This window comes from Mesorhizobium sp. Cs1299R1N3, assembly GCF_037179625.1.
GTDB lineage: Bacteria > Pseudomonadota > Alphaproteobacteria > Rhizobiales > Rhizobiaceae > Mesorhizobium > Mesorhizobium salmacidum.
Genome location: NZ_JAPYKQ010000033.1, coordinates 19,367 through 30,387 on the forward strand (window position 1 = coordinate 19,367; position 11,021 = coordinate 30,387).

Sequence of the window (11,021 nt, forward strand, 5' to 3'; positions counted from 1 at the left end):
GTGCGCCTTCGTCTCAGAATCGATTAGCTTCCGAGCACCCATCGACCAACCGGCACCTGGTTATTGCCAACGCCGCGGTAGTTCGACCTCAGTCTCTTCCGACATGCAACGTCCCCTGAACCATGCGAAACAATACGGGAGGACTTGTGAGTTTGGTTCCCGGAAACCAGAAGCTGCGACAACTCGCAAGCGGGCTTGCCGTCTGCTTCCAGGAACATGCTTGGTTGGATTACGTTTGGTTATGCGACCTTCAAAAGCGAGGGAGAAACCGCGTGATGGAATGGAGCAGATGCGTCGAGAAGCTGTTTCCAAGCAAGTGACATCCGCCCTTCGGCGGGTGGAAGGCATATCGGTGCTTGTCGTCATTGTTTTAGCGATCTGCGCCATCGGCCTGATCCGCAGCAACAGCCAGCGAGAAACCGCCATTCTGCAAGCGGTCGGTGGGGATCCTGAACGTGCCGTGCCGGCCATCATCCGCAATGGCTGTGGCGGATGCCACGAAATTCCCGGGGTGCCTGGTGCCCGTGGCACCGTCGGTCCGTCCCTGCGAGGCATCGCCGAGAGAGAATATGTCGGGGCGTCGCGAACATCCCCAGACGCGATGATGCGTTGGATCAGCAGGGCGCGCGATGTCGATCCCAGAACGGCCATGCCCAACACAAATCTGTCGCCCCAGGAGGCGCGCGACATCACCGCCTATCTCTATGCCCGAACATGAGACGCGTTGAGCGCATTCTTGGCCGCAGGCGTTTTGCCAGCAGAAGCAGCAGGCCGAGTAGCAAACCGGCGCCGCTGGCCGCCAGCGCCTGTCCCGCCAGAAGCATGACTGTCTGCTCTGTCGACGTGCCGGCCCGCATCTGGCGCACGTCGGCCGCCGTAACGCTCGCTTCCGGATTACCGAATTGCGCGGTCACATAATTTGCGAGTATCGCTACCTGGGCGTCGTCCAACCAGCCGGCGAAGGCCGCCATTGATTTGCGGCCCGCGACGTCACCAGCCTTGACGCCTTCAAGGATCGTCATGACGACATTGTCAGGCACGGCCGCACCGGGGGAGGTGTTGTGGGTCAGCGATGGGGTGCCGTCCGCTGATCCCTCTCCATTCGCCCCGTGGCACCCCGAACAGAGCGATCGATAGAGATCGCCGCCGGCCGCGGTTCCGCTACCTTGCGCCTTGGTTCCAGCATTGTCCGCGATCGTGGGCACATTGCCCCATGAAAAACGCGGCTGCCTCTCGTCCCCGGGTCGTGCGGGCACATCCCTGAGATAAGCGACCATGGCATGGATGTCGTCGTCCGACAGGTGTTGCAAGCTGTTCATGACCGTTTCCGCCATCGGGCCGCTTGCATATGCCTTTCCGGGCATGGCGCCGGTCTTGAGAAACCGGAACAGCTCTTCATCGCTCCAGCCGCCCACGCCTGCGATCTTGTCACTGGTGATGTTGAAGGCTTGCCAGATGCCGGCGCTGCCGCCAGCAAGCTTGCGATTGTCATCCATGCCGAATGTCGTATTTCGCGGCGTGTGACAGGCACCGCAGTGACCGAGCACTTCGACGAGATAGGCCCCTCTGTTCCATGCGGCGGTTCGGCTCCGATCTGGCATGAAACTGCCGCTGTGCAAGTTCGCGAGCTTCCATAGCGCCAGTGTCCATCGCTGGTTGAACGGAAAGGGCAGGATGTTTGCCGGGCGCGGCTGGGAGATCGGCGACTGCGCCAGCAGATAGGACCGGATCGCGAGCACGTCCTCGCGGCTCATCGCGGCGAAGCTGTCATAGGGCATGGCGGGATAAAGGTCGGCCCCGTCACGCCTGACGCCTTGCTGGACGGCTCGCACGAACTCGTCCGCGGAATAGCGTCCGATGCCCGTCTCGAGATCCGGTGTGATGTTGGTGGAATAGACATCGCCAAACGGTGTCGGGACGCGATAGCCTCCGGCGAACGGGCGGCTGGGATTGGATGTGTGGCAGCCGATGCAGTCGGCCGCCCTGGTAAGATATTCACCCTTCTGGATTTCGCTCGCCGGCAGGTGGGTACAAAGCGCCAACGATGCCACGGCGATCGCGACTGCCCGAGAGATGATGGCCGGGACTGGAGCGGCCGCGGCAGGCCAAAGCGCACGCCCGCGGCGGCATACGGCCAGTCGCCGGCTTCCCGGCGTTGTCATCACAGTTCGCACCCGCTGAAGGTCAGCCCTGCCAACATTTGTGTCAGCATCACGAGCGTGAACAGCGCTCCAATGCCGACCGAAGTCCTGGCCAGAAACATGCGAGTGCGCGCCTTAAGGGGCGGGCTCGTGCCATGGCCTCGGTCATGAATCGCGCGCCACGACAGCAGCGCGCCTGCCGTTGCGGCGGCGGCACCTATCAACGAGAACAAGGCAGTGGGCCAAAAACTGGCGTGGCATTGCCAGGACGCGGTTGAATAGTCGAGCTGCAGCGTTATTGCCCACGCGGCTGGTCCACTGACCAGGCCTGCCCAGGAAACGCCGGTGCGGATCGCCTGCATCTCACATCCTCGGAACCCAGTAGATGACAAGATAGAGCACGACCCATGAGACGACCACGAAGTCCCAATAGAAGGCATTGTCCGAGACGTCGCTGAAGCGTCGGCCGGCCTTGCCTTTTTGCGTGAACATGAGAACCGCAAGGACGATCGTGTCCCCGACATCGGTAAGAAGATGCGTTGTGTGCAGCCCGAGCAGGAACCAGACGATCGAGCCGTAGGCGTTCTGATCCCAGGAAATCCGCAGCGCCGGAAATTCCCAGATACGAACGATCAGCGGAAGAATTCCGATGATCGACATGACGACCACGCCAAGACGAACCTTTGCGAGGTCCTGACGGCGCGCCCAAAGTTCGACCAGATGGTTGGGCACGATGCTCGCGAGCAGAATGACCAATACTACCGTGCCTGGCAGCAGATCTGGCGCCGGCGCTCCGGTTGGCCAATGCGGGGCCAGCACCGCCAGATAGAAATAGGTACCGATCGCCAGGGCAAAACCCGTCGCCTCAAGGGCGATGAACGCAAGGGTTCCCCACCACATCGGGCTCGCCGCCCCGAAATCATATGTGGGCAAATGGCTGACATCGGCGACAGGGCGATGCCTCATTCCTCGTCCTCCGGTTCGCCTTTCGGCCAGAACCAACAGATGAAGCCAATCGAGACCGGCATTGCACCCCAGACCACCGCCCATGGCGTGAATATCGAGCCGAGAAATGCACCGCCAACCGCGATGGCCGAGAGCAGCGGCCAAATCGAATTGCCGGCCGATGGCACCCTCAGTTGCGGCACCGCGTCGGCGACCGTGCCGGCGAGCACCTCGCGGGAATCGACGCGCAGGCCTTCGACGACGGGGAGCATGTCGGGCTCGGCCCAGAGCGGTTCGCGATGGTTTACCACCGGCAGCCGCGAAAAATCGTAGGAGGGCGGCGGCGAAGTCGTCGCCCATTCGAGCGTGCTGGCCTGCCAGGGATTGTCTCCGGCAATGCGGCCGTTGCGAAGGCTGAGCAGGATGTTCAGGAAAAAAAGCGCAAAACCGGCGAACACCACCAGCGACGAGAGGCTGATGAAGAGGTTCATCTCGCCCCAGCCGCTCGCCGGCGGATAGGTGTAAACACGGCGCGGCATGCCTTGCAGACCCAGAATATGCATGGGGAAGAAGGTGAGATTGAAGCCGAGAAAGACCAGCCAGAAATTCCAGCGGCCGAGCCTTTCAGACAGCATGCGGCCGGTGATCTTGGGAAACCAGTAATAGACGGCGCCGAGCAGGGGAAAGACGGCGCCGCCGACCAGCACGTAATGGAAATGGGCAACCACGAAATAGGTGTCGTGCACCTGCAGGTCGAGCGGTACCGAGGCGACCATGACCCCGGTCAGTCCGCCGATCACGAAGGTGAAGATGAAGCCGAGCACGAAAAGCATGGGCGTGGCGAAGCTCGGCCGGCCGCCCCAGATCGTCGCAATCCAGCAGAAGATCTGAATGCCGCTCGGAATGGCGATCATCATCGAGGAAGCGGTGAAGAAGCTCTCGCCGAGCTGAGGCAGACCGGTGGCGAACATGTGGTGCACCCACAGGCCAAAGGAGAGGAAGCCGATCGCGACCAGCGACAGCACGATCCCGAGATAGCCGAAGACCGGGCGCCGGGCGAAGGTCGGCAGGATCGCGGAGACAAAGCCGGCCGCCGGAATGAAGATGATGTAGACCTCGGGATGGCCGAAGAACCAGAACAGATGCTGCCACAGCAGTGCATCGCCCCCTGCGGCCGGGTCGAAAAATTTCGTGCCGACCAACCGGTCGAGGATCAGCATCGTGCTTGATACCATCACCGCGGGCATGGCGAACAGTATGACGAAAGCGGTGACGAGGACCGACCAGACATAGAGCGGGATGCGGTCGAGCGACATGCCCGGCGCGCGTTGTTTGAACACTGTCGCAATGATCTCGACCGCGACCGCGAGTGCGGACACTTCCGTATAAGTTACCATCTGCGCCCAGAAATCGGGGCGCTTGCCGATGCCGTATTCAGGTCCGGCGAGCGGAACATAGGAGAACCAGCCGGCGTCGGCGCCAGTTTCGAAGGCAAAGGCGATCCAGATCATCAGCCCGCCAAAAAGATAGACCCAGTAGCTGAAGGCATTGAGGCGCGGGAAGGCGACATTTCGGGTGCCGATCATCAGCGGCACCAGGTAGATGGCGAACGCCTCCATCACCGGCACGGCGAACAGAAACATCATGGTCGTGCCATGCATGGTGAACAGCTGGTTGTAGAGATCGGGACCGATGTAGCCGGCTTCGGGCTGGGCAAGCTGGAACCGCATCGCCAGCGCGGACAGACCTGCAACGATGAGGAACAGGAAAGCCGTGACGATATAGCGCCGGCCGATCAGCTTGTGATCGACAGTGACCAGCCAGCCGTAGAGGCCCTTCGGCGTTCGCCAGGCATGCGCCAGAAAGGCGCGCAGCCTCGCCTCATCGAGGCCGGTGTCCCGCACGCCTTTCAGCACCTCCTGTTCATGCTCGGCTGACGTTCCCGCAACGCCGCTCATTCAAGGCTTCCAAGATAGGTGACGACGGCGTTGAGATCATCGGCGCTGAGGGCAATGCGCGGCATCTTGGCGCCGGGCTTCATGGACTGCGGATCGGCTATCCAGGCAGCAAGCGCCCCTGGGGTCATGGCCAAGGTGTCCGCAGCCAGTGCGCGGCGGCTTGCGAGATGGGTAAGATCAGGTCCAAGCGTTCCGCTGGCCGGTGTGCCTCTTATCGTGTGGCAGAGTGCACAGCCGGTGGAAAGAAAAGCCCGCTGGCCGCGGCGTTCTTCGTCGCTGGCGGGCGCGGGTGCCGCGGCGTCCTGTCTGGATCGCCACGCATCGAACGCTTCGCGGCTTTCCGCGACGACGGTGATGGCCATGTGGGCGTGCTGATAGCCGCAGAACTCGGCGCATTGGCCGCGATAGGTTCCGGGTTTATCCGCGATAAGCGTGAGCTCGCTCGGCCGGCCCGGGATGAGATCCCTTTTGCCGGCAAGGCTTGGCACCCAGAAGCTATGAATGACATCGAGCGAATCGAGCTCGACCTTGACCGGCTCTCCAACCGGGATATGGATTTCGTTTGCCGTCACAATCCCTTGCGACGGTTCATGCTTGAGGTAACGGACCTCCCACCACCATTGGTGCCCGGTGATCCGGACGGTAAGCGTTTCCGTTCCGCTCAGCGAAGCAATGGATTTGCCCGCGAAAAAGCTCATTGTCGTCAGTATGACGAGCACCAGAACGGTCAAAGCGATGGCGCTTGCGACAAGGCGCGTAAACCGGCGTTCCTGACGGGAGTCGATCTCAAGTGGCAAATGCGTTGTCTCGGTCAGGCGGCGACGCAGAAGCGCTGCCGCCAAGGCCAGCATGACAAGCAGCCATGTGCCAGCCGCAACCGCGCTGAAGGACCAGATCAGGTCAAATATCCTTCCGGCATTCGCACCATGTGGATGGAGCGCGGACTGCCAGTCGCCGCATCCAGCCAGAACCAACATTGGCGCTGTGCTGGCCCACTGTTTTGGCCATGTGTTGGTGAGCGGCATCAGCGGTCGTTTCCGCTTGCGAAGGCGGGCCACCGGACTGACGCACCTTGCCATGAAGGATCCACCATCGTTGCCGAGGCCACAACGCGGCTGGTTGCAAAAGGATGCTTGGCAACACCGCTGCACCAGAGAAAGGCGCGAACTGGAAGGCGAGGGGCGGCCGTTCTTCAGCATACCGCGGAAGCGCGCCTCTAGATGATGGGCAGGTGCGAAGCCTGCCGCCGCCCGCTTGTTTCAATCCAAAACGCGGCCAGCAGCAGTGCGGCTCCGCCATAGATCACGCCGGCAGGGATCCACATCAACAGGCCCGCCAATTGCTGATCCTCGATTGGGCTGAGACCCCACAATTTCGAACCGATGGTATTTTCCGGGTACCACAGCCTGGGCGAGACGACGAACAATGCCCCGAGCAAGCCGGTGTGCAGCGAGGTGAAGAAGAGATGCATGACCGCACCCCCACAGTCTTGCTCGCGGCCAGGGCGGGGCAACTGCACCCACCAGAACAAGAGCCCGGTGCCGAGGAAACTCGCGTGCTGGGCATAGTGCAGCAAACCCTGCTGGAGGGCAGCCTCAAACAGCGCGGGAACATGCCATACCCATATCGCGGTCCCGTGCAGGAAAGTCGCGACCACAGGGCGGCTCATGACAGTCCAGATCACCTGAAATGTGTTTGTGTGCCCAGCCGTACCGACCGTCTGGCGCAGCCGCGCGGGCAGCGCCCACATCATCGCCGCCATCGGGCGGGAAGCGACCAGCAGCGGTGCCGCGATGGCCATCAGCAGTTCGTGCTCGACCATGTGAGCGGCAAACACATGTTCGCCCAACGCATGGATCGGGCTTACAAGCGCGACCGCCAGTGCGGCCCAGCCGGCGAAAAACAGCAAGGCCTGCCGCGACCGCAAAGGACGTCCCCGTCCGCTCCTGCGCCAGAGCCGGCTGGCGCCCGCAATGTACAGCGACACCACCGCCGCGAGCGGAAATGTAATCGGAAACGCCAGCGTCCAACCGGCTTGCGGGGCGCCGCTGCCATAGCAGATAGAAGTCGAGAAGAGTGCGTCGAAGCTCATTCTCCGCCTCTGGGGCATTGCTCTCCTGGCTGCATTTCGCGGCTCCAGAGTATTTCCGGCGAAAACAGGTTCGCATCCAATGCTCTATCCCTTTGTTTGCGTAATTCCGGCCGCAAAGCCCCTTCGCACTTTCGCTGGAATTCCCTAGGCATCCATCATCGACTTCGCCGGCTCCCGGCCGATATTTTCTTCAATGCGTTCGTGCCCTGGCGTTTGTGGCAAGGCCTGGCGGAAATTCTTGGAATAATCGGACGACATCCTGGGCGGCATCAGCGGCTCATAGGCATCGACCAGCGCTTCGATCACGACCGGACCTTCGGTTGCGAAGGCCTTGTCAAGAACGGTCTCGATTTGATCGGCCCGCTCGATATGGAAACCGCTTGCGCCCATCGCTTCCGCCGCCTTGGCAAAATCGATCGGCTGCAGTTCGCAACCGAATTGCGGGTTACCCAGAAACATCATCTGCTCCCAGGCGATCTGATTGAGCATATTGTTCTTGATGACCAGAATCTTCAACGGAATCTTGTAGCGCACCGCCGTCGAGAATTCGCCAAGCTGCATGGCAAAACCTCCGTCTCCGACAATAGCGGCGATCGGTCGACCGGGAAATGCAATGCCGGCGGCGATGGCATAGGTAAGGCCGCAAGCCATGGATGCAAGCGACCCGGATACGCCGAACGCCTGGCCGCTTCGAAGATCAACATGGCGGGCGGCAAGCTCCGTGTTCTGACCGGAGTCGGTGGCCAGCACCGTGTCGTCGGCCAGTCTTTGGCCGAACGCCCGGGCAATCGTTTGCGGCTTCAGCGGATGCGCCCGCGCGTCTTCGGATTGCCTCATCATCTGGCGCCATCTCCTCATAGTTTCCTGGGAGTGTTGCAGGAATTCACCGGAAGGCTTTTGGGTCAGACGTTGATTGAGGGCGCGCAATGTCTCGGCGGCGTCCCCGACAAGACCGGCCTCGACCGGAAAGCGCAGGCCAATGCGCTGCGCATCGCAGTCGATCTGGACGCCACGGGCCTGCCCGGGCTTGGGGTAGTATTCGATGTACGGGAAAGTGGAACCGACGATCAGCACGGCGTCGCATGTCTCCATCGCTTCTTGTGAAGCCAGGGTTCCGAGGATGCCTATCCCGCCGGTCGTGTGAGGATGGTCGTCGGGCAGCACCGCCTTGCCCAGCAAGGCCTTCGCGACAGGTGCCTGCAGCAGACGCGCGGTATGTTCGAGTTCCGCGGCCGCGCCGATGGCGCCGCGTCCGGCCAGGATCGTCACTCGCGAGGCGCCGTTCAGAATGGCGGCTGCTTCGTCAAGCTCGGCGTCCAGCGGCATGGTGTGGCCGGCGAACATTTGCTGCGGCGTGTGCGCCGGGCGGTTGCGTTTGCTGCGCTTTGAGGGATCGCCCTCTTGCTCCTGCACGTCACTGGCAATCGAAAGATGGGCGACGCCCTTACGCGCAAGCGCGGTTCGGCAGGCGAGGCTGGCAACGTTTTCCATATGCGCGGCATCGCTGACATGGGCGTTGTAGACGGAGACATCGTTGAACACGCGCGTCAGATCGACATCCTGCTGCGTGAACGTCTCGATCAGATCGTGGAACTGCATGCCCGTGATCGCAAGCACCGGAGCTTGATCGAGCTTGGCGTCATAAAGGCCGGTCAGAAGATGCGTCCCGCCGGGGCCGGACGTTGCCAGGCAGACACCTAGCTTTCCTGTCCATTTGGCGTAGGCGCACGCCATGAAGGCAGCCGACTCTTCGTGCCGGACCTGTACGAAGGCTATCTTGTCCCGCCGGGTGCGTAGCGCCTCCATGACGCCGTTTATGCCGTCTCCCGGCAAGCCGAACACCACCTCCACGTCCCAGGCGATGAGTGTGTCGACGAGAATTTCAGCTGCATTTGGCATGGCGCGATGATTCCGGTGGATGACGCCGAACCGGTGAACTCCGAGTTGGTTCCTTCGCCACAAGGAATCGTGACACGGTTCCGAAGCGAACCCTCAGAAAAAACCATTCAATCTACTCGAACGTCCTCGACGTGGTGCGTTGTCGGGGCGGCGCAGCAGCGTTCCACTCGATGGCTCGTGTCCAGGTCCCTAAGTTCGTCGCATAGCGACATTTCGGTTGCCACGGGAACCTGATGAACGCTGGCCGGTTTGACATCCTGGGAAGCGCGAACGCAGATGCCAATCGACCCTTCATTGTGGCTAGCTTTCGTCGGAACCGTCATTGTCATGCAGGTGCCGCCTGGCCCCGACAGCATGCTTGTGATGGCCCGCGGCATCGGACAAGGGCGCGGCGTTGCTCTGTTCACCGTGGCCGGGATGACGTTGGGCGCAGGACTGATCCAGCTTCCCCTGGTTGCATTTGGCCTGTCCTCGCTTATCCACGCCTCTTCCCTAGCGTTCAACCTGCTTCGATGGGCTGGTGCGGCCTATATCGTCTGGCTCGGTATCCGGCTGCTGCTTTCGTCCTCCGCAACAATTGCCGCCGGTGACATCAAGGTCCTGCGGCCGCTTGCCGCCGCCCGCGAAGGAATGATCGCCAATCTGAGCAATCCCTGGCCTTTGATGTTCATGGTTGCGTTTCTGCCGCAATTTGTCGATCCGCACAGGGGCTCCGTCACGCTACAACTGGTGCTGCTCGGCGCGACGCAGAAGACAACGGGCGTGCTGGTCTTGGGGACCTACGCCCTGGCATCCGGCGCGATCGGCGCATGGATCATGCGGCACCCTCGCGCTAAGCTTTGGCAGCAGCGGCTTGCTGGCTGTTTCATCATTGGCCTCGGCATGCGAATGGTGATCGGCGGCAGTGCAAACCGCTGACGAAACGGATGGATGCTTCGGGCCGAACAAGCTCGACATTGGCGGTCCGGTTCCCTGCAAGTTCGTTGTCCCGCTGTCTCAATCGCGCGGCGCCAACACAAGCCTCTCCAGAACGGCGCGGAGCCCTTCCCCATAACGGAGCCGAGCGCTTGCCTGCAATTTCGGCTCCGCCGAAAGGAACGCGTCAGACGAAATCACCGCCATCGGCTGAGCGCCGGCCACGGCGGCAGGTCATCGTGCGTCGTTCACCGCTCCGCAACGTGTTTTGATCATCGGAGACAGGGGTCCGTGCGCTGTGGTGAAAGCGGGCCCTTCTTCTCCGACGATCCGGTACAGATTCACCGCCATTTCCGTGTGCGATGTTTGATCTCGTCCTTTTGCCGATTGGCGTGCTGAGCGACGGGCGGATTTGGTCACGGCAGGTCCTCGGTCGATGCTGGATGGTTGAAGCACTCAGGGCGTCAACTGCCGGCGCACGGCCTTCCCGCAGAAGAATGGGCGCGCGGCGCACGCTCTGTCGATCACAGATATCGCCGCCTGTGCAGAATCTCCGAAGAGTTATCTCATCGCGGGGAACGAACCCAATTTCCATGCATTTAGCTGGGACTGCGTTCACACACCTTCTTCCGGGATCTGGACCATTGGCCGATCAGGAAACCAATGAAGTTTCCATCGTTGACCTGATACCTGCCCTGCGGGCTTTCGCGCGTACCTTCTGCCGCGTCCCCGACGATGCCGACGATCTGGTGCAGGAGACGCTGACCAAGGGGCTCGCCAACATCGACAAGTTCGAGCCCGGGACGCGCATGAAGTCTTGGCTCTTCACCATCATGCGCAACACTTACTATACCCGGGTCAAGATCGCTGCCCGGGAAGCGCCTGGCCTGCTCGACTGTGCATCTTCCAGACCGATTTCGGAAGCCACCCAGGAATGGAGCGTTCAGAGCAAGGAAGTTCACGGCGCCATTCAAAGGCTACCTGAACACCAACGCGAGGTTCTGATGCTGATCGGCGTTCTGGGAGTAAGCTATGAGGAAACGGCCGAGATATGCGGCTGCGCGGTAGGGA

At 61.5% G+C, this 11,021-nt stretch carries 10 protein-coding genes; 3 read left to right on the forward strand and 7 right to left on the reverse strand.

All coding sequences use genetic code 11. The features are described 5' to 3' along the window. Positions 1–280 precede the first annotated feature (280 nt). Complete coding sequence (locus O7B34_RS31250; RefSeq protein ID WP_337143250.1) at positions 281–718, forward strand: c-type cytochrome; 438 nt, start codon at positions 281–283, stop codon at positions 716–718. Here O7B34_RS31250 and O7B34_RS31255 read toward each other — a convergent pair. The 7 genes from O7B34_RS31255 to O7B34_RS31285 form a co-directional block, all read right to left on the reverse strand. After that, positions 690–1,832, reverse strand: coding sequence for a c-type cytochrome (locus O7B34_RS31255; RefSeq protein ID WP_337149556.1), 1,143 nt, complete (start codon positions 1,830–1,832; stop codon positions 690–692). The two genes, O7B34_RS31250 and O7B34_RS31255, sit on opposite strands and share 29 nt — an antisense overlap. Positions 1,833–2,161: 329 nt before the next feature. Further along, positions 2,162–2,503, reverse strand: a complete 342-nt coding sequence (locus tag O7B34_RS31260) for a hypothetical protein (RefSeq protein WP_337143252.1) — start codon at positions 2,501–2,503, stop codon at positions 2,162–2,164. A 1-nt stretch (position 2,504) separates the two neighbouring features. Next, on the reverse strand, positions 2,505–3,107 hold the full coding sequence (locus tag O7B34_RS31265; protein ID WP_337143253.1) for a cytochrome c oxidase subunit 3: 603 nt from the start codon (positions 3,105–3,107) through the stop codon (positions 2,505–2,507). Beyond that, a complete protein-coding gene (gene ctaD, locus O7B34_RS31270) occupies positions 3,104–5,044 on the reverse strand; it encodes a cytochrome c oxidase subunit I (protein ID WP_337149558.1) in 1,941 nt (646 codons plus the stop codon). Before ctaD ends, O7B34_RS31265 begins: the two co-directional genes overlap by 4 nt. Beyond that, a complete protein-coding gene (gene coxB, locus O7B34_RS31275) occupies positions 5,041–6,069 on the reverse strand; it encodes a cytochrome c oxidase subunit II (RefSeq protein WP_337149561.1) in 1,029 nt (342 codons plus the stop codon). Before coxB ends, ctaD begins: the two co-directional genes overlap by 4 nt. A gap of 191 nt (positions 6,070–6,260) precedes the next feature. Then, positions 6,261–7,136 carry a cytochrome c oxidase assembly protein gene (locus O7B34_RS31280; protein ID WP_337143256.1) on the reverse strand — a complete coding sequence of 292 codons (876 nt, stop codon included), beginning with the start codon at positions 7,134–7,136 and terminating at the stop codon, positions 6,261–6,263. A gap of 144 nt (positions 7,137–7,280) precedes the next feature. After that, complete coding sequence (locus O7B34_RS31285) at positions 7,281–9,035, reverse strand: thiamine pyrophosphate-dependent enzyme (protein WP_337143257.1); 1,755 nt, start codon at positions 9,033–9,035, stop codon at positions 7,281–7,283. Positions 9,036–9,311: 276 nt separating this feature from the next. Between O7B34_RS31285 and O7B34_RS31290 the strand changes: the two genes are divergently transcribed. Together O7B34_RS31290 and O7B34_RS31295 are read left to right on the forward strand one after the other, a co-directional pair. Then, positions 9,312–9,953 carry a LysE family translocator gene (locus O7B34_RS31290; protein WP_337143258.1) on the forward strand — a complete coding sequence of 214 codons (642 nt, stop codon included), beginning with the start codon at positions 9,312–9,314 and terminating at the stop codon, positions 9,951–9,953. A gap of 641 nt (positions 9,954–10,594) precedes the next feature. Beyond that, positions 10,595–11,021, forward strand: a 427-nt coding sequence (locus O7B34_RS31295) for a sigma-70 family RNA polymerase sigma factor (RefSeq protein ID WP_337149562.1), incomplete at its 3' end; no start/stop codon positions are given.

Bases quoted from the DNA above. Each gene is read 5' to 3' on its own strand.
- O7B34_RS31250 (WP_337143250.1), top strand. From the start codon at position 281: ATGGAGCAGATGCGTCGAGAAGCTGTTTCCAAGCAAGTGACATCCGCC.
- O7B34_RS31260 (WP_337143252.1), bottom strand. From the start codon at position 2,503: ATGCAGGCGATCCGCACCGGCGTTTCCTGGGCAGGCCTGGTCAGTGGA.
- O7B34_RS31265 (WP_337143253.1), bottom strand. From the start codon at position 3,107: ATGAGGCATCGCCCTGTCGCCGATGTCAGCCATTTGCCCACATATGAT.
- ctaD (WP_337149558.1), bottom strand. From the start codon at position 5,044: ATGAGCGGCGTTGCGGGAACGTCAGCCGAGCATGAACAGGAGGTGCTG.
- coxB (WP_337149561.1), bottom strand. From the start codon at position 6,069: ATGCCGCTCACCAACACATGGCCAAAACAGTGGGCCAGCACAGCGCCA.
- O7B34_RS31280 (WP_337143256.1), bottom strand. From the start codon at position 7,136: ATGAGCTTCGACGCACTCTTCTCGACTTCTATCTGCTATGGCAGCGGC.
- O7B34_RS31285 (WP_337143257.1), bottom strand. From the start codon at position 9,035: ATGCCAAATGCAGCTGAAATTCTCGTCGACACACTCATCGCCTGGGAC.
- O7B34_RS31290 (WP_337143258.1), top strand. From the start codon at position 9,312: ATGCCAATCGACCCTTCATTGTGGCTAGCTTTCGTCGGAACCGTCATT.